Genomic DNA, 21967 nt, shown 5'->3' with positions numbered 1-21967 from the left:
ATCGATCTACTCGCTGCTGCGGGTTACGGGAATCTTCCGGGAGTGGCCTTCGTCCCGCTCAGACACCGGGATCCGGACTTCTAGAATCCCGTCGGTGTAGGAGGCCTGGATATCTTCTTCCTGCACCGCCCCCGGCAGAGTCACTGTCCGGGAGAAGGTTCCGTACCGAAACTCGGACCGGTATCCGCGCTTGTCCTTGTGCTCGGTTTTCTCCTGGTGGCTGACCTCGATGGTCAACTGGTCTGCGGTAAGCGTGATGTCGACATCCTTGTCAGGGTCAATGCCCGGCACCTCCGCCTTCACGACATGGAATTGCCGTCCCGATACTCTTCCAGCCGAAGCCAGGACCCCGCGGCGCCGGGATGTTAAACCTCTCGAAGGTGGGCGGGACCGGCGGGACTGGGGTGATAACGGGTTTCGCCGGCAAGGAGCGCAAGGTACGTTCTGTGCATGGACCAGACCGCCCCTCGAGCCCGTATCGGCATCTCCGGGTGGCGGTATGCTCCCTGGCGGAAGTCCTTCTACCCGGCCGGCCTCCCGCAGCGGCTCGAGCTAGAGTACGCCGCGTCCCAGCTCGACACCATCGAGATCAACGGGACCTTCTATTCACTCCAGCACCGGGACAGCTTCGTTCGCTGGCGTGACACCGTGCCCCACGATTTTCGATTTTCCGTCAAGGGCCCGCGGTACATCACGCACATGCTCGGGCTGCGAAACGCCGAGACTGCGCTGGCCAACTTCTTTGCCTCAGGCGTCCTTGCTCTCGGGCCGAAGCTCGGCCCGGTTCTCTGGCAACTGCCCGCCACCCGCCGGTTCGATGCGGATCTCCTGGACACTTTCCTTTCGCAACTGCCTCGCACGACGACGGCAGCCGCCTCCCTCTCCCGCGGGCACGACGAGCGCCTCAAGGACCGCGACTGGGTCACGACGGATGCCGACCGGCCGATCGAGCATGTGCTCGAACCACGTCACGAGAGTTTCGGCAGCGAGGAATGCTACGAGATCCTGCGACGCCACGCCGTAGCACTGGTGGTGGCCGATTCGGCAGAGAAGTGGCCGCAGTTCCGCGAGGTGACCGGCGCCGTCGTCTATGTCCGGCTGCATGGCAGCACCGAGCTTTACACCAGCGGTTATACGGATGCCGAGCTGGATGAGTGGGCGGCGCTGTGCGCGGGCTGGCTGTCGGGGCAGACGTGCCCGGACGAACGCGGCCGCGACGTCTACGTGTACTTCGACAATGACGTGAAGGTCCACGCACCGTTCAATGCGATCGGCCTCGCCGAGCGCTTGAGCCGGCCAGCACCTGTGACCGGGTAATGGGTGCATCCTATTTGGTGCTCGGCTTGCCTCGATCGCAGCGCAGTGTTCTGGCACGAAACGTGCACAGCTGGGCGGGATTCAGCCGAGCTGTTTTAAGGGTTGGTTAAGAGGCGAGTACGGGTGCGTCTTGTTGCAGTTGCGACTAAGCCTTCGAGCGGCCCGTGATGGTGGGTTCGTCGCCACAGAGAAGCGAAGATCGCAGCGACAACGATTTGGAGGATGAGGGAAGCATCGGGTTGTTCTTCCAGAAAGCCGGTTGCGAGGACAAGCAGGTGGGCCGAGTAGAGGGTCAACGTCATACTGCCCATGGCGGCCAACGGCATCAGTGGCTCGGTGGTGAAGCGGGCGAGGAGCAGCACCGCCCCCAACGCGGCGATGGACGTGCCCGTGGTGTTTAGCATTTCCAGGACCGTGGTGGAGTAGGGGGCCACCATGGCATGCCACCACAGTGAAGTAGTCGGCAGGTATTCCTCAGGCCCCCAGATCAGCATCTCGTCAATCATCTCCGCGCTCAGGCTTGGTGACGACTCCAGTAGGCGGTCGATCCCTCCGAGTGGACCCAAGAGGAGGCCTGAAAGCAGCCAACTGGTGACGGTCAAAACAAGCCCTGCCAACGTCACGCGGATCTGTACTAGGCGAGACCTGAGATCGAGTCTGCCGATGGCTAGTCCGGCGCAGATATAGGTCATGTAAGGCAGCGCTGGATACTCGCCGGTGAAGAGCAGCTGACTGACCAGCACACCGGGTTCCGTGAAGAGCATTGTGAAACTGGGATCGAAACCAGGTTCGGGCATAAAGTCCCGCAGTGCCTGCACAGTGAGAGGGCCCGCCACTGCAATCCCTGCGGCAAGAAAGGCCAGTGATTTGGCGGAGAGTCGAAGCACGGGAATCGCCAGCATGAACATCACCCCGTAGTAGGCCAAGATGATGGAGGGCGGCGTATCAACGTAAGCGATAGTGAGCCCCAGGGCCGTGATGAGACCGGCACGGACCGCCACAGAGCCTCGGGTTGCCTTGAGTGCCGCGCCCTTCACTGGGCGCTGGCTCCCGGAAGTGAAAGCGAGTGACACTCCGGCCAGCAGGGCAAACAAGGCAGCAGAATGGCCGGCGAACACTGTCCATAGGACGGTCGGGGCATCGTCGTCATTGGTGCCAGGGAGAATGTGGATAATCATCAAGCCGATGAGGGCGACACCGCGTGCTGCATCGACTCCAAGCATTCGCGACCTTCTCACAGGGTCAGAGAACCGCATGTAATTCTCCTCTAGTCGTACTTGCACAAGCAGTAGGGAGGTCCGCCTCGAAGAAACAGGAATCCCGTAACGGCTTCTAGTCCAGCAGGCGGCTCTATGCCTGAGTTATAGGAGTCCTGTGAATTTGCCTTTAAAGATCGCCAACGTATTGACCCCGGCTTTGTCCCAATCCTTACTTGTTGGCATCGGCAGCGTTGGACCCTTGCTATGGAGGAGGGAGAGTGCATTCATGACCTCGAACACATCGGATTCAATAATGACGCATTTACCCCTACTGCGGCGTTCCGATGGGTCCCGCGTGCGTGCTCTGGTGATCGATGATGAGCCCGCCCTTTCTGAGGTGGTCAGTGCGGTGCTCAGGTTGTCGGGGTGGGACGTCATGGTAGCGGCCGACGGCCCCTCTGCTGTTCGACTAGCGCACCAGTTCCGCCCGGACGTTCTGGTGCTGGACGTGATGCTTCCCGGGCTGGACGGTGTTGAGGTTCTCCGCAAGGTCCGGGCCTCAAATCCATCCATTGCCGCACTTTTCCTGACCGCAAAAGGTCGTGTGGAAGACCGGATTACCGGTCTTACTGCCGGAGGTGATGATTACGTCACTAAACCCTTCAGCCTGGAGGAAGTCGTCCTGCGCTTGCACAGGCTAGTCCAGCGCGCAGGAATTACAGCCATAGACAGGGCCGAGCTGGTGGTTGGTGACCTGACTATGAATCTGAATACACGCGAAATCAGCCGGGCCGACCAAAGTATCCAGTTGACAGCGACGCAGTTCAACCTACTTCGTTTCCTGATGGAAAATTCCCGGCGGGTCTTGAGTAGAAGCCAGATTTTGGAACATGTTTGGAATCACGATTTCGACGGCCAGTTGAACGTCGTCGAACTGAACATTTCCTACCTGCGGAAAAAGATCGACGTGGGCCGTGAACCCATGATTCATACTGTGCGCGGCGCAGGGTATGTCCTCAAGCCAGCAAAGGAAGATCATGGAGAAGCTACCAGCTGAACCCGTAGGGGCTGCACGGATTCAAAATTCCTCCTTCGGCTGGCCGGTTTCCTCATGGAAACTGCGAACCAAACTGTTGCTGATAACTCTGGTCCTGCTCACCGTCATCTGCGGTTCGCTGGGAATTCTGAGCTACGCCGCTATGAATGTGATCCTTACCCAACAGCTCGACAGCCAACTGCATAGAGCCTCGAACCGGACGATTAGGTTTGGAGATCCCATACCCCCACGACGGTCACAGATGGATCGAAGCTCTGTGGACGTTCCCGCTCAGGGGGCAGGCACACTTAGCGCATACCGATCGGACGGTGAGGTCTTTTATTCCGGGTTGTACTCCATCGGAGGGGAACACCAGGATTTATCGACAGCCGACATCGAGGTGGTCAACAGTCTGCCCGAAAGTCGCGAGCCTGTTGACCGCTCACTGTCTATTGGTCACTACCGTTTGATCGCTGTAGATGACACGGAAGGTCATATCCTCGTCACGGGTATACCCACTGCTGACAGGGACGCCACCTTGAACTCACTGGCCAGCGCAATGGCCACGATCTCCATAGCCGGACTCATTTTCACCGGGATCTCAGCGGCAATCGTTATCCGCCGAACCCTCCGTCCCTTGGATCACTTATCGAAGGTAGCAACAAATGTCGCCGAATTACCCCTGGATGTGGGAGAAGTTGTCCTGGCTGCACGTGCTTCCCCAGGTTCTCCTCAAACTGAAGTGGGCAACGTGGGACACGCCTTCAATAGAATGCTCGACAACGTTGCAAGCGCCCTAACCGCACGACAACGCAGCGAGACTCAAGTCCGTCAATTCGTCGCAGATGCCAGCCATGAGCTGCGCACACCTTTGGCTGCGATCCGCGGCCACTCTGAGTTCATCCGTATGACAGAACACCTCGGACCAAAAGGCGACGCTTCACTGCGCAGGGTTGAATCAGAAACACTAAGAATGACCACACTGGTCGAAGACCTGCTCCTGCTCGCCTGGCTCGATGAAGGACACTCCGGTGCGGAGGAAGATGTCGATGTAACAGAACTCATCATCGAATCAGTCAGTGATGTGCGGATCACCGCTCCGGAGCAACACTGGAGCGTCCGCCTCCCCGACGAGCCCGTGGTCGTGCGCGGGAATGCGAACCATCTGCGCCAAGTCCTCATAAACCTTCTCACAAACGCTCATAAGCACACCGATCCTGGGACCACCGTCGTTACAAGCCTGACTGTGGAAAGTAGCGAAATCATCCTCACGGTGACGGATGATGGCCCGGGCATCGCCTCCGATTTCGTCGATCACGTCTTCTCCCGCTTCACCCGTGCCGACAAAGCACGAACCGGCGGACACGGGACGTCAGGGTTGGGACTGTCGATCGCCCATGCAATTGTCTGCGCTCACCACGGGGCAATCCATGTCGATAGTCAACCCGGTCGCACCACTTTCACCGTCCGTCTTCCAAGGAACACCCAACCGGACCCGGACTCTGTGAACCCAAAAAGAGAACCCAATGCTTGGTCAGGGACCAGTTAACAGGCAGAACGTGACAGCCATTCACGCACGCCCTCGGCGCGTCAAAATGGTTGTGACGGCACCGGCAGGGAACCGAAGCGTCGTCTCCTACCTCTTGGCTCGTCTGGGCATGCTCCGTGCGAGGTAGGCTGCCGCGCCACCGGCCACGATGACCGACACGACCACTGCTACAAGCATGGCGTAGAGCCCGAGCAGCGCGGACATCGGATCTGCAGGACGTTGAAGGAAGGCCAATCCGCCGGCCATTCCGATCACCCAGAAGAGGACACAGGAAAGAAGGGCCACCGCCGCTGTAACGACGGCGGGTTGGCGTCGGTATGACTTCCACTCGCTCATGAATCCATGGTGCGACCGTCAGCCGTGGCCCGGCATGATTGACCGACCCCGTGTCGGTCACATTCAGTGGGGGCAGTTTTTCACCCTGAGCACCATTGACTGCGGCCTGCTCGCAGATCGAACTGGGCCGGCTACTGCTCCGTGCTGCACTCCCTGGCCCTGACCGGCTCCACCGGGGACTACGGCCGGAGACTGAGCGCCGTCGTCATCGGCTTCGGGGCGACTGCACGCTGCAGGACCCCAACGCGCCGTTGACCTCCCTGCGCACCGAGGACCTGGACGCCCGGTAGTTACGTCACCTCCTTGCCCCGTCGCCTTGGGTGACCGCGAAGCCGAGTAGACCGGCAGATCTCCTTGGAAGAAGCTGCGTCATTTTTGCGTGCTAGCTGGGTCTAATTGGCGTCTTCTCCGAGGGGTCACCTCCCATAATCGAGGAGCCGCTATTTCTGATCAGTGCAACGCGTATGGGCAACCGCTCATCGATAAAGGCAAACCCGGTGTGAGCCGGGGACGCAAAGCCACGGGGCCCCAGGGGCCAGCCGGGCTACCAACAGCAGGGGGCCCTCGCTCGAATGTCTTACGCAAGCCGTGCTTCCAGGAGCAAAGCATCTGATACTCGCCGCCCGGCTCGTCCTATGCGATGGCTCAAACCCCTCGCCCTGCTGACTGTTTCGAGCTTACTCATGCTCCCTGCGATAGGAGTGCCAGCGCAGGCGACCGAAAGCACGTCCACGGCCGCTGACCCGGGCCCAGCCGGCAGCTTCGCCTGGCAAGGATTCAATTGGGAGAAACGATTCTGGGGTGGTGCGCCCCAGTACAACGGAGCTTTCGACCCAGGAAATGTGAGTGATCCAGACATCAACGGACACGTCACCCTGACTCTCTCTAACCCGACGGGGACAGCGCCGGTGGGCGCGGAGTTCCAATCGACGCGTGAAGGTTTCGGGTACGGAACCTACAGCACAACTGTGGAGAAGAACCTGGCGTCGCTGCAAAAGGAAGTGGTGTGGGGGTGCTTGTTCACCTACGATCCGGCTGCTGCCCCGGGATACAACGAAATCGACCTGTGCGAGGCATCAGCATGGGGAGGCGGGGCAGCCTACGGCGAATCATGGCCCGTGAGCCAAGGTCACGGTTACTGGTTCGACGCAACCAAACCGCCGGGTCAGGGCAACAACACGATTACCTTCGGGGTGACCAACGATTCCGTCCTGACACACCGGATGATCTGGGAACCCGGGAAACTGACTTTCGAAACCTTCGCCGGAGAGGGTTTCACGGGACGCGTGCTGAAACGCACAGTGCTCGAAGGTGCAACGGTTCCGGTTCCGGCCAAAGAAGCCATCCACTTCAACCTATGGGTGACAGGAGGCGGAGGAGGCAAACCATCCGCAGTGAAGCCCGAGAAAGTTGTGATCCGGGACTTCTCATTCACTCCAGCTCCCGCTGCGGTCCCCTTCAACGGCAACAGCAGTCCGGACGTCCTGGCTCGTGACACCCTAGGCAGGCTGTGGCTGTACGTTGGCAACGGAACCGGCGGATGGCTCGGGCGTACCCAGGTGGGCTCCGGCTGGCTGGGCTTCACAAGCATCCTCACACCCGGCGACTTCAACGGCGACGGAAACCCGGACGTGCTTGGCCGCGACAAGTACGGAGCGTTTTGGCTCTACCCGGGCAACCGTGCAGGCGGCTTGGATTCGCGTGTGAAGGTGGGCTCCGGTTGGCATGGGTTCACGAGCCTGACTGCGCCTGGAGACTTCAACGGCGACGGGAATGTTGACGTGATGGCGCGTGACATGTACGGCGCTCTGCACCTGTATCCCGGCAACGGCAGCGGGGGCTGGAAGCCCCGGGTAAAAATCGGATCCGGTTGGCAGGGCTTCAACGCCATCGTCGGCCCCGGCGACTTCAACGGCGATGGCAACGCCGACGTGCTGGCCCGCGATTCGAAGGGCGGTTTGTACCTGTACGCCGGCAACGGCGCCGGCGGCTGGAAGTCCGGCACCCGGATCGGCTCCGGCTGGCAGGGCTTCTCCAGCCTCGTCGCGCCGGGCGACTTCAATGGTGACGGAACCGTCGACGTCCTCGCCCGCGACCAGTACGGTGCGCTGTGGCTCTATGGCGGCGACGGCTCCGGAGGGTGGAAGCCGCGCGTCCAAGTCGGCTCAGGCTGGAACACCATGAACAGCATTTCCTGACACACCGCCGCGCGCTGCCGGCCTACTCCATTGGGAGGACTCCGTGCTCCTACTGCCCGGTACGAGTATCACGCGAGTAATACGGGTGCCGAGCACCTCCATGCTCCACGTAGTACCCCCGTAGCACCGGGTGAAAACCTTGCTGACTGCACGTAATCACTGCGTAAATTACTCATATATTCGCGTGAAAATTACGCGTGTGAAGCGGAAATATCCCGAATAGTCTCCTTAACAATCACTAATTGTCGAGGAGACACTATGCATGCTGCGCCAGCACGGGAGCGTCGCGACGCTCTGGCGCGGGAGCGTCGTCGTGCGGCTATATCGCGGACCAATTCACGAGTAGTTGCACTTATTCCCGCTCATAATGAGGAAACACTTATCCTCCAGGCGGTGCGAGGCCTCGTAGGGCAATCCTCACCCCCTGACGAGATAGTGGTTATCGCGGATAACTGCACGGACGGGACCGTTGAACTCGTGCGCAGCTCAGGGCTTCCGGCTGTTTCGGTATATGAAACTCAGGGGAACACGGCGAAGAAAGCAGGAGCGCTCAATCAGTTCCTGGCCGGACTGCTGCCAACGCTGCATGACGACGACACCATACTGGTGCAGGATGCTGACTCGATCCTCGATGCCAACTTCGTGGTCAACGCCGAACGGCACATCAAGGCCGACCCCTCCTTGGGTGCTGTCGGAGGGACCTTTCGTGCCGTACCGCCGAGCTCAGGCGCACCCATTGCTGAACGATTCATCGTCCATCTGCAGGACAATGAATACGCCCGTTACGCCCGGGATGTACGCCGGCTCAAAGGCAAATGCCTGGTGGTCACCGGAACGGCTGCAGTATTCCGGGTCAGTACCCTTCGGAAAATTGCGCGGGCGCGATTGGATGGGAAGCTTCCCGCCGGCGACGGCCTAGGCGGCGTCTATGACACGACGGTTCTGACGGAAGACAACGAACTGAGCTTCGCCGTCATGACGGTCGGGATGAGACTTCTCGCGCCGGCGGATTGTCTCCTCGTAACCGATGCCATGACCTCCTGGCGAGAACTCTGGATGCAGCGGCTGCGGTGGAAGCGCGGAGCCGTCGAGAACTGCTTCCAGTACGGCTTCACTCGCGTGACCGCCGGCTACTGGGGACGCCAGCTTCTCAGCCTGGCCGGAATCCTCGTGACACTTGCATATATCGCCTCATTGATCTCGAGCCTTGTACTTTTCGGCGGCCTAAGCATCCATCCGTTCTGGCTCGGCATAACCGGCATATTCGTGTTGGAAAGATTCATAACCTTAAAGGACAAGACTTGGACTAACCGAATCCTAAGCACAACCATGTATGAACTCCCTTACGACTTTTTCCTACAAGTTATTCACGCCCGGGCGTATTTCGATGTAATGCGCCGATCCGAAAGGAAATGGTAATTCATGTATAACAACCCAACCTCACCCCTGGCAGCAGGCGTCGGTTCAGGTGCTCTGGCCTACACCGGAGCCGGAGATTTCTTCTGGGCAGGGCTGGCAGGATTTGCGCTGCTCGCGACGGGTATGGCCATAGCCCGGATGGTGCCCCGCTCAGAAGTGGCAACCCAATCCTCCGGCGATGCCTCGGATCACACGGCCTAAAGGGACTTGGCGGGCGGGAGCGGTCATATACCGGGCCCGTCCGCCCGCCGTCGTCTTTGTAAGAACGAACAGGTGCGCGTCCAACCTCAAACAGCCGCTCACGGAGAAGTCCAATGCCAACGAAAGACCCGCCGCTACTACTTGACCTCACTGCGCTGAGGGCAATGGAAAGCGACTTCCACGATGCAACACCGGTGCGTAACTTCGTTCAGGACTTCATCAGTATCTGGGATGCCCGGTACGCGCGCTTGCTTGACGCGTCTGCGGACGAGGATCGCCGGGCGGCAATCAACGTCCTTATGGGCATCAAGGTTTCCTCGGTGATGCTCGGAGCCGACCAACTGAAATCAGTGGCAGAAGACATAGAGTTGCGCGTTCGCAAAGGTTCCGCGCGTGTGTCAGACAGCCTGTTGATCGCACTGCACGACTGCGGTGAAAGGACCGTACGGGAGCTTACCGACGTGTATCTACAGCCAGCTGCGACCCGTCATGATCGGGTCCTTTAGTTCTCGAGCGCATCGAGAAGATCACTGCGGCTGTTCACCCCCAACTTCACATAAATCTGGTACAGATGTCCCTCAACAGTCCGTACCGAGACCTGCATTCGACCGGCCATCTCCTTGTTGCTCATCCCAGCCTTTGCGAGCCTTGCGACCTCTTCCTCGCGTGGAGTCAGAAGGTTGAGCCGCCGCTCTATATAGGTGTCTTCCTCGTAAGTTGTGCTATTGACGATCACTCGCTGGACTTGCCGCATGAGCACCCGATCACCAGAGGAAACGGCCATGGCACGAGCCGCCTCGGTGATTTCGGCCGCAAGCAGCTGATGACCCATCGACTCGGCCATATGGACGGCTTTCAGCAGCAGCTCTGGGTCTTTTGCGGTCAGGCCGTTGGCGAAAAGGGAGCAAACATCGGAGAAGGGACCCTGGGTGCGGCGCGCCGTATCCAGGAGAGCCGCGGCTGCCGATCGATCGCCCAAACGCACAAGCGCAGCGCGGGCTGGTAGCTCCAATCCGAAGTGGCCCGCCTTGAACTCCTCTTCCGCCAACTCCCGCAGATTGTCTAGCGCCTCGGCTGTAGAACCCAGCAACGCAAGCGTCAATGCCCGGAAATAGTGCAGACCGAAAAGTGGCTGGCGCACCGGCGTTGCCCGGCCCACGTCCTGAAGCGGCAACATCAACGAGCTCGCCTTGGCCAAGTTCCCTTGCAAGGCATGGCAGTAAGCCGTCGCAGCAGCGCTGACACACCGTAAACCTACGGGATCCCAGACTTGCAGCTGGGCAAAAGCAGGGACAAGGAGTTCCAGAGCTTCGCCTGCCTGACCGTGATGGGCGAGCTCCAACCCTTCCATCAGCTCCCCCGCTGTCCCGTCCCCGGACAACGAGTATCGGTTCTGCGCGACCTGGCTGGAGCCGTCACCGTGTCGGCCGGTGATGAGAAAGATCAGTTGCAGACGAAAGGCCAAACGGGCACGTATTTGTTCGGGCATCGGCAGCGACTGCGCGGAGGATGCAATCCGCTCAGCAAGACCGAGGGCGTCGTGTTGACGGTCAGTTACCGCGTGCGCCAACGCCAATAGTCCCTGAAGTTGAATTTCCACTTCAGGGCAATGAACGTTCAGCTGTCCCTGCTGTCCCTCCAGCAGGGACCGGACTACGTCATGCCGGCCCTCCCCTGCGGCTCGCTCGACCTCTGCCAGGAGGACCTCTCCCTCCCCAAGGGCAGGTTTGGGCGTGCTGAACGCGGGACGCATCGAAGGGTGTCCCTGGCCGGTCAGGATGGAACGCGCGATCTCCAACTGGACCCGGACCGCCCCGTCTTCCGGGATTACGAGCCGCTTCAGTTCAGCCCCGGAGAACTGCCTGGACGCCGCTGCAACGAATGTTCGCATCAACCGGGCGGCGGACGTCTCATCGTCAGTTCGAAGGTGGGCATTTGCCGTCTCGAGGAGCAGCGGCAAATGCGTACTGTTGTCACCACTTATGCCGGCAACGATTTTGAGTGCGGTCTCGGGGTCATCGTGGTCATTAGCAACAGAGGCAGCGTACAGCCCCACGTCCGCGTCCAACGGCAGCCCGCATTCGAGGGTCCACTCCGCATACCTCACGGGATGAATTGGAGGAGCTCCGGGGCTGGAATGGGTTTCCTTGATCCTTGCCAAGTGGCCGACTCTCCGGAAGGGGCCAACGCGTCCTCGAACCACCGCAGCAACCAGACGATCCGCGCGCACGAGGTGGTGCGTGTCCTGGGCGAATATGATTGCTCCGATAGCGTGCAGATGGTCCAAGTCCTCAACCCGACCGAGATCGGAGGCCATCGCGAGCGGCATGTGACCTGCCAGCGACAGCATCTCAAGTAGAGAAATTTGTTGGTCAGTCAGTGGGCCCAGGTGTGCCAGAACCGCATCTGCTGTCGGCTGTGACACTCTAAGAGATCCGCGGCCGAGGACGTATATATTGCCCTGACGCATGATCTTCCCTGAACTGATGAAGTCATGTATCAGCAGCTGCATAAGCCGGGCGTTTCCAGCGCTGTACTCCCACAATGCGTGGACGGCACTGCGAGACAGCCTGCCCCTGACTGCCCGAGCTAATAGTCGTCGTGCTTCGAAAAGCGACAGTTTATCCAGGTCGATCCGGAGCAGGGCCCCCTCCAACCAAAGGGTCATCAGACTGGACGGGGAGCGTGTCAGGTCCCTGCAGGCAATCAGCAGCTTCACCGACCGATCAAGCGCCAGTTGGGCCACTACGTCCGCCGAGTCCACATCGAGACTGTCTGCATTGTCGACGACTACGACGGTCTGTCCGCCATTCGCTTTTTCGTTGAAGTGGCGCGCCAAGGACTCAGCAACCATCTGAGGGTCCTGCTCCGCGCTGATACCGAGCTCGTTCAGGAGAAAGCCCAGAGCACTAAGAGGCTTGTTCGCAGACAGTGCCGTCCCCCGCAGATGAACGACGTGGGCGCCCACAGCTTCGTCCTCGAGTACCTCCTGCAGAAGACTGGACTTGCCCACGCCCGGCTTGCCCACCACGACTGATCCAAAGAGATAGTTTGAAGACAGGGATCGGAGAACTTCTGAGACTACTTGTTGCCGGTCGGCGATAGGTACGGTGGAGTTAGCCAGCCATGTTGCACTCACGCCAACACCTCATTCCAACCAGCGCACAGTAGGGAGAGAGACGGATCTCCGTACGCGAGTAAACGGGAGGCGGGTTTTGCTGGCCTCGTAGCAAACCCACGCCCATCAGTGATACGAGCGGCGCCACGAACATGCTTACGCCACCCTGAAAGGTATGTTCGGATCCGCGCACTGGTTGGATGGGTTCGGCTGGGTGGTGATCCTTGTTCGTCATTGGGTGAGGGCGACAGCAATGAGCGCGCGGACTTCCGCGTCGTTTTCGATGATGACTGCTTGGTGTGCTTTCTTCATCCGGTCCCCGCCCGTCTGTGCCGTGACCAACGGCTCGTATCCAGCAGTATAGTGACGCACCATTGAACTCGCGGTGTCAACCCCTAAATTGGACCTGCACGCGCCCAACGACGACGGCGCCGCACCCCTGGGAGAGTACGGCGCCGCGGCATGCTGCAGCTTAGCCGGCGTCAGACGGAAGCAGCCTGTCGCTCTTCCACCAGCTTCCGGATGGCCGGGAACAGCGGATGGTCCTGGTCCAGCCCGGTGATGCGCTCTGTTGCCTCATCGGCGTCCGAGGATGCGAGGAGCCGCCCCAGTTCCACCGCCTCGGCGTCCTCAGAATCGTCGAACCGTAACGCCACCGCAATCGCCTTCAACAGCGCATCCGGCGTGGTTCCGCGCTCAGCGAGCTCAGCGGCCGGTCCGATGAACCGTTCGTTCCGGCTGAGCTTGCGCAGGGGCGCGCGGCCCACCCGGTTGACGGTGTCCGGCAGATGCGGGTTGGTGAAACGCCCGAGGATTTTTTGGACGTACGCTTCCTGCTCTTCGGCGTCGAAGCCGTGTTTGTCCACCAGGAGCTGTTTGGTTTCCCCGAGAACTGCACGGACGTTACCGGCGACTTCCTGATCGGCCATCGCCTCCGAGATCTTCTCGAGTCCAGCCTTGTATCCGAAGTAGGCCGCGGACGCATGACCGGTATTCACGGTGAACAGCTTCCGTTCAATGTACGGACCCAACCGGTCCACGAACATCGCTCCCGGAATAGCCGGCGGGTTATCCCCGAACGGAGTACGGTCGATAACCCATTCGTAGAAGGTCTCCACCGTCACGTCGAGGCCCTGGCCGGGCTCCTGGTTCGGGACGATGCGGTCCACCGCAGTGTTCGCAAAGACCGCTCGATCGGCAAGGCTGCCTTTCGACTCGTCCCAGGAAGCTTCGATCGATTCGCGCAGGATGTCGGTCGCATCGATCGCGTTCTCGCACGCCATGACCTGCAGCGGCGCGGAATCACCAGCCCGCGCCGCTATCCCCTTGGCGATCACTGGAGCCACGAACTTCAGGATGTGCGGCCCTACCGCTGTGGTGACGATGTCCGCGGTGGCGATCTCCTCAACCAGCCGGTTCTCCTCGGTGTTCGAGTTCACCGCCCGGAAGTTGTCGACCGTATGCTCCGCCGGTTGCTCGCCCACCTCGTGGACGCGGTAACTCTCCGCGCCTGCCAACTCGCTGATCAGGGCGTCCGCGACGTCCGCGAACACCACCTCGTAGCCCGCCTGGTGGAGGAGCAGCCCAACAAAGCCGCGCCCAATGTTCCCTGCTCCGAAGTGAACTGCTTTCACTATGCGTTGACCTTTCGGAAGATTTCGAGGATTTCTTCGGACGACGTTGCAGCCTCCAACTGAGCTACCTGCGCCTTGTCGGTGAACACCTTCGCGATGGAGGACAGGATGTGCAGGTGCTCGTTGTTCACGCCGGCGACGCCGACCACGAACTTGACTTCCTTGCCATTCCAGTCGAGACCGTCGGGGTAACGGACGACGGACACAGCGGACTTGCGGATGTGGTCCTTGGCCGCGTTGGTGCCGTGCGGTATCGCGAGGAAGCTTCCCATGTAGGTGGAGACTGACTCCTCGCGCTCATGCATCGCCTGAATATAGCCCTCATCGACCGCCCCTCGGGCCAGCAGCAACTGTCCTGCCTCGTCGATGGCTGCGTCACGGTTTGTGGCCGTACCGCTGAGCACAACGCTCTCGGCTACCAGCACGTCCGACGGCGACTCGCTCACCGCTTCTGCGGCGTGAGCTCCCGCGGCGTGGGCACCACCGGTCCGGGCAACTGCGTCGGCGTTGGACGCGTCCGCGCCTCCCGGCGTCCCGGCGGCAGGCGGTGCGTCGCCAGAACCCTCCGAGTTACCGGTGCGGCTTTCCTTGACCAGTTCCACGATCTCGTCATACTTCGGGCTGTTCATGAAGTTGTCCACCGAGACGTGCACGGCGCTGGCGGTTGCGGGCTGGGCCCGCTCCGTCAGGTCCTGGTGTGTGATGACAACGTCGTAGTCATCACGAAGGTTTGCGATGGAGGCGTTGGTCACCTTGACGTCAGGGTAACCGGCGGCCTTGATCTTGTTTCGCAGAACAGATGCGCCCATCGCGCTGGAGCCCATACCCGCGTCGCAGGCGAAGACGATGTTCTGGATGGGCCCGGACATGACAGCTACGGCGCCGGCGCCGGTGAGTGCGGAGGAAACCGAGCTCTTCTTGCCCTTCATGGATTCCATCCGGGTGGTGGCAGCGGCGAGGTCATCCGCGTCGTCGATGTCTTTCCGCTTTGCGGTCTTCAGGATTATCGATGCCACCAGGAAGGACACCGCTGCCGCAAGGATCACCGAAAGAATCACACCGAAGTAGCTGTCTCGGGCGGTCTGTACGAGCACGGCGAAGATCGAACCCGGCGCCGCCGGTGCTACGAGGCCTGAATTGGTGATGGCAAGCGTTGCAACGCCCGTCATGCCGCCGGCGATCGCTGCCAGGATCAGCAGCGGGCGCATCAGCACGTAGGGGAAGTAGATCTCGTGGATACCACCGAGGAAGTGAATGATCACGGCTCCGGGTGCGGATGCCTTGGCAGCACCGCGACCGAAGAACATGTACGCCAGGAGGATGCCCAGACCGGGTCCGGGGTTGGCTTCGAGGAGGAAGAGGATCGACTTGCCGTCCTCGAGCGACTGCTGGACACCCAGCGGCGTAAGTACGCCGTGGTTGATGGCATTATTCAGGAAGAGGACCTTGGCAGGCTCAATGAAGATGCTGGTGAGCGGCAGAAGCCCGTTGTTCACCAGGAACTGTACAACGTTGCCGGCCGCCGTGCTGAATGCCTCAACCAGCGGGGAGATACCGTAGAAACCGATCAGTGCGAGCAATCCACCCCAGATGCCGGCGGAGAAATTGTTGACCAGCATTTCGAAGCCCGGCTTGATTTTGCCGTCCCAGATGCTGTCGATCTTTTTCATAGTCCAGCCACCGAGCGGACCCATGATCATGGCACCGATGAACATGGGAATACCGGCACCCACAATCACGCCCATGGTGCCGATCGCGCCAACGACGCCGCCCCGGACGTCGTAGACCATCCGCCCGCCGGTGTAGGCAATGAGAAGCGGCAACAGGTAGGTGATCATGGGGCCGACAAGCCCGGTGTTCGGGTTGCCTTCCGCATCCGTGCCGAAGCCGCCGAGTTCAGGTACCGGCAGCCAACCCGCTTCGATGAACAGCGCGGTAATGAGGCCCCACGCAATAAATGCACCGATGTTGGGCATGATCATGCCGGACAGGAACGTCCCGAACTTCTGGACGCCGACCCTCATACCGCCTCGGGGCTTTGCAACTGTCTCTGTTGCCATGTGATTTCCTAACCGTGAGTCCCGCTTCAGCGCAGGATGGTCCGATAGATGTGGAGGACTAACTGGTGGATATGCGATGGAGCCATTCAAGGAAGAGCTTTAGTTCGGAACTGGACAGCTGATCGGAATGCGAAGCCTGCAGTGCAGCATTTAGCGCAATCGCGGCCACCACGACCGACGATTTTCCGGACGACTCGGCTTCATTCTGGTCCGCCTGGTCCGAGGACACCGCGAAAATCATGGCGTCCCGGGTCATGGTGGAGAGGTCGAGGTTCCGGTCAGCGACAGCTTCTGCGATCAGCATGAGCGTCACTCCCACGTTGGCCGCCAGGATGCTCCTGGCCGCCTCCCGCGGCTGAACGCTTAGCTGGCCGGCAGCAGCCGCCTTGTTCAGCATCTCTTCCATGAGCGCCTCGGCATCAGCGACGATGGCGGGGCGGCTTTCCGGACGGAGGTTACCGAACATCACCAGGTAGAGCTCCGGCTGGTTGAGTCCGAATTGCACGTGGTTGTCCCACATCCGCCGGATGTCCTCCAGCGGCTGACCGGACGGAGCGAAATCCCGCTCGCCCGCCACGTACTCTTCGAACCCAGCTGAAATCACCGCATCAAACAGGCCTTCCTTGTCACCGAAGTGGTGGTACAGGGTGGGCGCGCTTACCGCCGCCAGCTGGGTGATCTGGCGAGTGGAGATGGGAGCTCCAGCGGAGTTGGCCAGCAGTTCTGCGGCTGCACGCAGCAGTCTCATCTTCGCCGGTGGCTGGCCTTCGAAACTCATGGCCGCTAGCCTAGCACCTATAGCAACGCTATATGAACTGCGTCACAGACTAATTTCGCTAGAGTAAATTCTTACGCGGTGACGGACATCGGCAGGAAATGAGGACCTTCAGTGCAGAACTTCCAAGGAGTAGGCGTAAGCCCAGGCCGAGTGATCGGACCGATCCGTCAGATGCCCAAACCCGTCAGTGAACCTCCGACCGGCGAGCAGCTGCCCGCCGGCGTAGAGGCCGAGGAGGCAACCGCCGAGCTGAAACAGGCCGCCACGGCGGTCCACGACAAACTGAAGGCACGCGCAGAGCGCGCCTCCGGCGACGGCAAAGCGGTTCTTGAGGCCACGGCGCTGATGGCCAAGGACACCATGCTCCTGAAGGGTGCCGCGAAACTGATCGCGAGGGGTACGTCCAACCAACGTGCCGTCTGGGAGTCCGCTGCCTCGGTCTCCGAGATGCTCCACAACCTCGGCGGATACATGGCTGAACGCGCTACGGACGTGCTTGACGTCCGCGCCCGCATTGTTGCTGAGCTCCGCGGACAGGCAGCACCCGGAATCCCGGCCTCCAACACGCCGTTCATCCTCGTCGCGGAGGACCTCGCCCCGGCGGACACCGCAACGCTTGACCCGGCCACCGTGCTTGCCCTCGTGACCTCTGGCGGCGGCCCCCAGTCGCACACTGCCATCATCGCCCGTTCCCTCGGTCTCCCTGCCGTGGTGGCTGCGGCCGGCATCGACGAACTACCCGACGGCGCCGAGGTGTACGTCGACGGTGCAGCCGGAACTGTCGTCGTAGAACCGGGCGACACGGAACGCGCTGCCGCGGTTGCGTGGAGCGAGACAGCCTCGCTCCTGGCCGACTTCGAGGGCCAGGGCACGACGGCGGACGGCCACTTGGTCCCTCTCCTCGCCAACGTAGGCGGAGCGAAGGACGCGGTAGCGGCCGCCGGGCTCGGAGCCGAAGGAGTCGGCCTCTTCCGGACCGAGTTCTGCTTCCTCGAGCGTGACAGCGAGCCGACGGTGGAGGAGCAGGCCGCTGCCTACCAGGGAGTGTTCGACGCCTTCCCCGGCAAGAAGGTGGTCCTCCGGACGCTCGACGCCGGAGCGGACAAGCCGCTTCCCTTCCTGACCGACGCAACCGAGCCCAACCCTGCCCTCGGCGTCCGGGGCTACCGCACAGACCTCACGTCTCCCGGTGTTCTCGGTCGCCAACTTGAGGCCATCGCCCGTGCCGCACAGCAGTCGGAGGCGGACGTCTGGGTAATGGCGCCGATGATCTCGACGGCGGACGAGGCCGCGAAGTTCGCCTCCATGTGTGCCGAGGCCGGGCTGAAGACGCCGGGGGTCATGGTGGAAGTGCCCTCCGCCGCCCTGACCGCCGATGCGATCCTGCAGGAGGTGTCCTTCGCGAGCCTTGGGACCAATGACCTCACGCAGTACGCCATGGCCGCCGACCGCCAACTGGGGCCGCTGGCCGCCCTCAACACTCCTTGGCAACCGGCGGTGCTACGCCTCGTGCGCCTCTCCGTGGAAGGCGCCGGCACGGAAGGCAACGGCAAGCCGGTGGGCGTGTGCGGTGAGGCCGCAGCGGATCCTGCCCTCGCCGTCGTACTTGTGGGCCTGGGTGTCACCACGCTGTCCATGACAGCGCGGTCTCTGGCTGCCGTCGCGGCCGTTCTCAAGACCGTGACATTGGAGCAGGCGCAGGAACTGGCGCGGCTCGCGCTCACCGCGCGCACCGCCGAGGACGCACGTAATCTGGTCCGCGAGAAGCTTCCCGTACTGGACGAGCTGGGGCTCTGACGCTGTCGAGCGCCTTGACGCCGGCTGTCGCCGGGGCGTAGGACTCAGATGTCAGTTATTGCGAGCGTGAGGAGAGACCATGAGCGAAAGCACGTCGGACGAGCCGCAGGAAATCAACGAGGACCTGCCGGGCAAGCCGCCCGTTGACCCGGACGTCCAGTCCGATCCCGCCGCTGACGCCAGCAACCAGGGCGACTGGACCGGCGAGGGCGGGGCGACGCCGTCGGGCGCCGCAACGGACAGTGCGGATGACGACCGCCCCGTCAACGAGGAAGACGAACAACGCGAGGGTTAACGGCGCCGGTGCGCTCGACGCTCCAGTGGCGCGGACGGGCGCACCGTACATAATGGAAACCATGAGCGCCGAGACCGAACAATTCGTAGGACATATCGCGAGCCTGGGCACCACATCAGGGGTGCGCATCGTGATAGGCATGTGGGCCAGCTCCCCCCTGGGCGCATTCACCGACGTCATGGTGCAGAGCGCGGAAGGTACGCGAACGCTGCTGGCGCCGACGCAATCCGTTGCGGACTACGTTGCCGGAGCCTATTCCTTCGATATTGTGCGCACGGTTCCCCTGACCGTCAGCCTGGGTGAAGACTCGCTCGCTCTTGACGCCGGACCCCTGAAGGTCCGGGCGGACCTGGGCGAGATGACCACGGTCGGGCGTGTGCTCGGCCTCGTTCCCCGGTCAATCGGAACACATCCGCGCTGGCTCACCGCGATCAACCCGATCGCCAGGGTGCTCATGCCCGGTGTGCGCACCGCAGGCACCACGAAGGACGGCCGCCGGCAGTACTACGGCGTCACCGGTTCCCGGCTGATTACGTCCGCAACGGCGTCGTGGGCGGGCGATCCGCTCGGCGTGCTGACCAATGTGCGTCCGCGGGTACGTTTCGGGTTCAGTTCCGTACCGAAGAAGCCGCAGGTTGTAGACGTGACGACGACGGTGCTTCCGCTGACCGAATCGCCCTCCCGCGACACGGCGGGCGACCTCCTCTAGATCATCGCTAAAGAACCATCGAGAAACAGTACAGCGCCTGAGGGCCGCTCTCCCGCGGGAGAGCGGCCCTCAGTCATTACTGCCGAATGGTCAGGTTCCGGCGAGCTTTTCGCTTGCCTCGGGATCCGATTCACGCAGCAATTTGGCGATGCGTTCCGCTTCCTCGATCTCTCCGATGGAGGCAGCAGCACGGCCGAGCGCGTTCAACGCCCGCAGGAACCCACGGTTGGGTTCGTGTGAGTACGGCACCGGACCGGCACCACGCCACCCATTGCGCCGAAGGGAGTCCAGTCCACGATGGTAGCCGGTGCGCGCGTAGGCGTAGGACTCGATGGTCCGGCCTTCGCGGTACGCCTCGTCGGCGAGAATTGCCCACACCAACGACGACGTCGGGTGCTTGGCCGCCAGATCGACAGCCTCCTCCCCGGCCGCCAACCGCGACACCACATCGGGTTCCTCGGGCAGAAGAGTGGGCTCGGGGCCGAGGAGGTTCCTACGGAACTCGTCGGACATCAGAGTTTCTTGCCGGCTGAACCGAGGGACTTGGCAGCCTCGACAACGCGGGCAGCCAGGCCGGCTTCTGCGGAAGCGCCCCACACGCGGGGGTCGTAGGTCTTCTTGTTGCCTACCTCGCCGTCGACCTTGAGGACGCCGTCGTAGTTCTTGAACATGTGGTCCGCTACCGGGCGGGTGAACGCGTACTGCGTGTCGGTGTCGATATTCATCTTGATCACGCCGTAGGAAACGGCGTCCGCGATCTCCTGGTCAGAGGAGCCGGAACCACCGTGGAACACGAGGTCAAACGGGTTATCCTTGCCGATCTTCTGGCCCACCTGCTCCTGGATTTCCTTGAGGATCTCGGGGCGCAGCTTCACGCCACCGGGCTTGTAGACGCCGTGCACGTTTCCGAACGTGAGCGCAGTGATGTAGCGGCCGTTCTCTCCGGCGCCGAGAGCGTCGATGGTTGCCATCGCGTCCTCGACCGTGGTGTAAAGCTTGTCGTTGATGGCGTTTTCGACGCCGTCTTCCTCACCGCCGACGGTGCCGATCTCAACTTCGAGGATGATCTTCGCCGCCGCGGCGCGGGGCAGGATCTCCTTGGCGATCCGCAGGTTCTCCTCGAGGGTTTCCGCGGAGCCGTCCCACATGTGCGACTGAAACAGGGGGTCCTCGCCGCGCTTGACGGCTTCCTCGGATGCAGCCAGCAACGGCAGCACGAAGTCGTCGAGCTTGTCCTTCGGGCAGTGATCGGTGTGCAGGGCGATGTTCACGTCATAGCTCTTCGCGACCTCCTTCGCGAACGCTGCGAACCCGAGGGAACCGGCAACCATGTCCTTGACGGAGGCTCCGGACCAGTAGGCCGCACCGCCGGTGGAAACCTGCACGATGCCATCGGATCCTGCCTCGGCGAAACCACGGATAGCCGCGTTCAGGGTCTGGGAAGACGTAACGTTCACCGCGGGGTAGGCGAAGCCGCCTGCCTTCGCGCGGTCAATCATCTCGGCGTAAATGTCCGGTGTGGCGATGGGCATGGCAACTCCTCGTATGGTTTTGGGCGACTTGAGGCTCATGGGACATGCACCTCACTTCCGTCCCATCCTAACGAGGGCGGTAAATGCGTGGAAACCTTACGACACCAAGGAGGAATCCGGTTCGAGCGCGCTCCTCAGCCGCCCGAGCCCGTCCCTGATACGGGCCTTCACCGTTCCAAGCGGGGCTTCAAGCGCCTCAGCGACCTGAGCATAGGTAAGCCCCTTGTAATAAGCCATCTCAATTGCCTGCCGCTGCTTCTCGGTCAGTGCGGCGAGCGCCGTCCTCACCGCGAGCGATTCGTCCCACGCAATGACCGACTCGGTGACCTCATCGAACGGGGTGAGGACTTCCGTGGAGGACCAGCGGTCCAGCCTGTCGCGATGTGCCTGTTCGGAGCGGATCCTGTCAACCGCGCGCCGGTGCGCGAGAGTCATGAGCCAGGCAAAAGGCGAGCCAAGATCGGAAGAGAATTCACCGGCCTTATTCCAGACCTGGAGGAAAACCTCCTGGGTCACCTCCTCGGAAATGGTCGGGTCGACGACGATCCTGCGGACCAGGCCGAATACCCGCGCGCTGGTGAGACGGTAAAGAGAAGCAAAGGACTGCTCATCGCCGAGTCCCACCCGGGTCAACAGGTAGGCGAGGTCCGGCTCGGTTGACCGCCGGACAGACGGCGCTTCCCCGGGGAATGTCATTGCGAGACCAATAACCGCACCTCGTCGGGACCGATGAGCGACATCCTGGGCACCTCCGTACAGTTACTAGGCATCCTAGTAATTCGATAGTCT

Annotated in this window: 20 protein-coding genes and 1 riboswitch; of the genes, 10 read left to right on the top strand and 10 right to left on the bottom strand. The window is 61.5% G+C overall.

Annotated elements, in window-relative coordinates:
• Positions 1–6 precede the first annotated feature (6 nt).
• Positions 7–303, bottom strand: a complete 297-nt coding sequence (locus AC4D2M_RS08830) for an Hsp20/alpha crystallin family protein (RefSeq protein WP_490891317.1) — start codon at positions 301–303, stop codon at positions 7–9.
• A gap of 147 nt (positions 304–450) precedes the next feature.
• On the opposite strand from AC4D2M_RS08830, the gene AC4D2M_RS08825 reads away from it, so the two are divergent.
• Positions 451–1317, top strand: a complete 867-nt coding sequence (locus AC4D2M_RS08825) for a DUF72 domain-containing protein (RefSeq protein ID WP_490891316.1) — start codon at positions 451–453, stop codon at positions 1315–1317.
• Positions 1318–1412: 95 nt separating this feature from the next.
• Here AC4D2M_RS08825 and AC4D2M_RS08820 read toward each other — a convergent pair whose 3' ends face one another.
• Positions 1413–2573: a heparan-alpha-glucosaminide N-acetyltransferase domain-containing protein gene (locus tag AC4D2M_RS08820; RefSeq protein WP_490891315.1), complete on the bottom strand. Its 1161-nt coding sequence runs from the start codon at positions 2571–2573 to the stop codon at positions 1413–1415.
• Positions 2574–2802: 229 nt separating this feature from the next.
• On the opposite strand from AC4D2M_RS08820, the gene AC4D2M_RS08815 reads away from it, so the two are divergent.
• Positions 2803–3573 (top strand): response regulator transcription factor, encoded by a 771-nt coding sequence (locus tag AC4D2M_RS08815; protein WP_490891314.1) that lies wholly within the window; start codon positions 2803–2805, stop codon positions 3571–3573.
• Positions 3527–5101 carry a sensor histidine kinase gene (locus AC4D2M_RS08810; protein WP_490891313.1) on the top strand — a complete coding sequence of 525 codons (1575 nt, stop codon included), beginning with the start codon at positions 3527–3529 and terminating at the stop codon, positions 5099–5101. Before AC4D2M_RS08815 ends, AC4D2M_RS08810 begins: the two co-directional genes overlap by 47 nt.
• An 87-nt stretch (positions 5102–5188) precedes the next feature.
• Here the strand turns inward: AC4D2M_RS08810 and AC4D2M_RS08805 are convergent, their stop codons facing one another.
• Positions 5189–5437 (bottom strand): hypothetical protein, encoded by a 249-nt coding sequence (locus AC4D2M_RS08805; protein ID WP_490891312.1) that lies wholly within the window; start codon positions 5435–5437, stop codon positions 5189–5191.
• A 477-nt stretch (positions 5438–5914) separates the two neighbouring features.
• Positions 5915–5989, top strand: a riboswitch (cyclic di-GMP riboswitch).
• A gap of 290 nt (positions 5990–6279) precedes the next feature.
• Between AC4D2M_RS08805 and AC4D2M_RS08800 the strand changes: the two genes are divergently transcribed.
• The 4 genes from AC4D2M_RS08800 (at position 6280) to AC4D2M_RS08785 (ending at position 9761) form a co-directional block, all read left to right on the top strand.
• Positions 6280–7635 (top strand): FG-GAP-like repeat-containing protein, encoded by a 1356-nt coding sequence (locus AC4D2M_RS08800; protein WP_490891310.1) that lies wholly within the window; start codon positions 6280–6282, stop codon positions 7633–7635.
• A gap of 294 nt (positions 7636–7929) precedes the next feature.
• Positions 7930–9054 (top strand): glycosyltransferase family 2 protein, encoded by a 1125-nt coding sequence (locus AC4D2M_RS08795; RefSeq protein WP_490891397.1) that lies wholly within the window; start codon positions 7930–7932, stop codon positions 9052–9054.
• A gap of 3 nt (positions 9055–9057) precedes the next feature.
• Positions 9058–9255, top strand: a complete 198-nt coding sequence (locus tag AC4D2M_RS08790; RefSeq protein ID WP_490891309.1) for a hypothetical protein — start codon at positions 9058–9060, stop codon at positions 9253–9255.
• A 113-nt stretch (positions 9256–9368) separates the two neighbouring features.
• Entirely contained in the window at positions 9369–9761 is a 393-nt protein-coding gene (locus AC4D2M_RS08785; protein ID WP_490891308.1) for an Hpt domain-containing protein, read from the top strand.
• Here the strand turns inward: AC4D2M_RS08785 and AC4D2M_RS08780 are convergent.
• From AC4D2M_RS08780 to AC4D2M_RS08765, 4 genes are all read right to left on the bottom strand, one after another.
• Positions 9758–12394: a LuxR C-terminal-related transcriptional regulator gene (locus tag AC4D2M_RS08780; RefSeq protein WP_490891306.1), complete on the bottom strand. Its 2637-nt coding sequence runs from the start codon at positions 12392–12394 to the stop codon at positions 9758–9760. The two genes, AC4D2M_RS08785 and AC4D2M_RS08780, sit on opposite strands and share 4 nt — an antisense overlap.
• A gap of 461 nt (positions 12395–12855) precedes the next feature.
• Complete coding sequence (locus AC4D2M_RS08775) at positions 12856–14007, bottom strand: mannitol-1-phosphate 5-dehydrogenase (protein ID WP_490891305.1); 1152 nt, start codon at positions 14005–14007, stop codon at positions 12856–12858.
• Positions 14007–16067 (bottom strand): PTS mannitol transporter subunit IICBA, encoded by a 2061-nt coding sequence (locus AC4D2M_RS08770; protein WP_490891304.1) that lies wholly within the window; start codon positions 16065–16067, stop codon positions 14007–14009. Before AC4D2M_RS08770 ends, AC4D2M_RS08775 begins: the two co-directional genes overlap by 1 nt.
• A gap of 58 nt (positions 16068–16125) precedes the next feature.
• Entirely contained in the window at positions 16126–16845 is a 720-nt protein-coding gene (locus AC4D2M_RS08765) for a TetR/AcrR family transcriptional regulator (RefSeq protein WP_490891303.1), read from the bottom strand.
• 111 nt (positions 16846–16956) lie between these two features.
• Here AC4D2M_RS08765 and ptsP point away from each other — a divergent pair, with 111 nt between their 5' ends.
• The 3 genes from ptsP to AC4D2M_RS08750 all read left to right on the top strand — a co-directional run bounded on the left by ptsP (position 16957) and on the right by AC4D2M_RS08750 (position 19646).
• The gene (gene ptsP / locus AC4D2M_RS08760) at positions 16957–18642 is read left to right on the top strand and encodes a phosphoenolpyruvate--protein phosphotransferase (RefSeq protein WP_490891302.1); all 1686 of its coding nucleotides are present in this window, start codon (positions 16957–16959) and stop codon (positions 18640–18642) included.
• Between the two features lie 79 nt (positions 18643–18721).
• On the top strand, positions 18722–18937 hold the full coding sequence (locus tag AC4D2M_RS08755; protein ID WP_490891301.1) for a hypothetical protein: 216 nt from the start codon (positions 18722–18724) through the stop codon (positions 18935–18937).
• A 61-nt stretch (positions 18938–18998) separates the two neighbouring features.
• Entirely contained in the window at positions 18999–19646 is a 648-nt protein-coding gene (locus AC4D2M_RS08750) for a hypothetical protein (protein ID WP_490891300.1), read from the top strand.
• Positions 19647–19736: 90 nt separating this feature from the next.
• On the opposite strand, the gene AC4D2M_RS08745 is transcribed toward AC4D2M_RS08750, so the two are convergent.
• From AC4D2M_RS08745 to sigK, 3 genes are read right to left on the bottom strand one after another with little or no spacing between them, the layout of a single operon-like run.
• On the bottom strand, positions 19737–20159 hold the full coding sequence (locus AC4D2M_RS08745) for a DUF3151 domain-containing protein (protein WP_490891299.1): 423 nt from the start codon (positions 20157–20159) through the stop codon (positions 19737–19739).
• A complete protein-coding gene (fbaA, locus tag AC4D2M_RS08740; protein WP_490891297.1) occupies positions 20159–21217 on the bottom strand; it encodes a class II fructose-bisphosphate aldolase in 1059 nt (352 codons plus the stop codon). The genes AC4D2M_RS08745 and fbaA overlap by 1 nt, the downstream gene beginning before the upstream one ends.
• A gap of 57 nt (positions 21218–21274) precedes the next feature.
• Positions 21275–21874, bottom strand: a complete 600-nt coding sequence (gene sigK, locus AC4D2M_RS08735) for an ECF RNA polymerase sigma factor SigK (protein WP_490891295.1) — start codon at positions 21872–21874, stop codon at positions 21275–21277.
• Between the last annotated feature and the right edge of the window lie 93 nt (positions 21875–21967).

The organism is Arthrobacter sp. TJ-270, from assembly GCF_058269075.1.
Note: the sequence above shows the minus strand (reverse complement) of the source record. Positions and strands in the feature narration are given on the sequence as shown.

Coding starts and splice junctions, on each gene's coding strand:
- AC4D2M_RS08790 (WP_490891309.1), top strand. CDS start 9,058: ATGTATAACAACCCAACCTCACCCCTGGCAGCAGGCGTCGGTTCAGGT.
- AC4D2M_RS08820 (WP_490891315.1), bottom strand. CDS start 2,573: ATGCGGTTCTCTGACCCTGTGAGAAGGTCGCGAATGCTTGGAGTCGAT.
- fbaA (WP_490891297.1), bottom strand. CDS start 21,217: ATGAGCCTCAAGTCGCCCAAAACCATACGAGGAGTTGCCATGCCCATC.
- AC4D2M_RS08770 (WP_490891304.1), bottom strand. CDS start 16,067: ATGGCAACAGAGACAGTTGCAAAGCCCCGAGGCGGTATGAGGGTCGGC.
- sigK (WP_490891295.1), bottom strand. CDS start 21,874: ATGACATTCCCCGGGGAAGCGCCGTCTGTCCGGCGGTCAACCGAGCCG.
- AC4D2M_RS08765 (WP_490891303.1), bottom strand. CDS start 16,845: ATGAGTTTCGAAGGCCAGCCACCGGCGAAGATGAGACTGCTGCGTGCA.
- AC4D2M_RS08755 (WP_490891301.1), top strand. CDS start 18,722: ATGAGCGAAAGCACGTCGGACGAGCCGCAGGAAATCAACGAGGACCTG.
- AC4D2M_RS08815 (WP_490891314.1), top strand. CDS start 2,803: ATGACCTCGAACACATCGGATTCAATAATGACGCATTTACCCCTACTG.
- AC4D2M_RS08810 (WP_490891313.1), top strand. CDS start 3,527: ATGTCCTCAAGCCAGCAAAGGAAGATCATGGAGAAGCTACCAGCTGAA.
- AC4D2M_RS08805 (WP_490891312.1), bottom strand. CDS start 5,437: ATGAGCGAGTGGAAGTCATACCGACGCCAACCCGCCGTCGTTACAGCG.
- AC4D2M_RS08745 (WP_490891299.1), bottom strand. CDS start 20,159: ATGTCCGACGAGTTCCGTAGGAACCTCCTCGGCCCCGAGCCCACTCTT.
- AC4D2M_RS08825 (WP_490891316.1), top strand. CDS start 451: ATGGACCAGACCGCCCCTCGAGCCCGTATCGGCATCTCCGGGTGGCGG.
- AC4D2M_RS08750 (WP_490891300.1), top strand. CDS start 18,999: ATGAGCGCCGAGACCGAACAATTCGTAGGACATATCGCGAGCCTGGGC.
- AC4D2M_RS08785 (WP_490891308.1), top strand. CDS start 9,369: ATGCCAACGAAAGACCCGCCGCTACTACTTGACCTCACTGCGCTGAGG.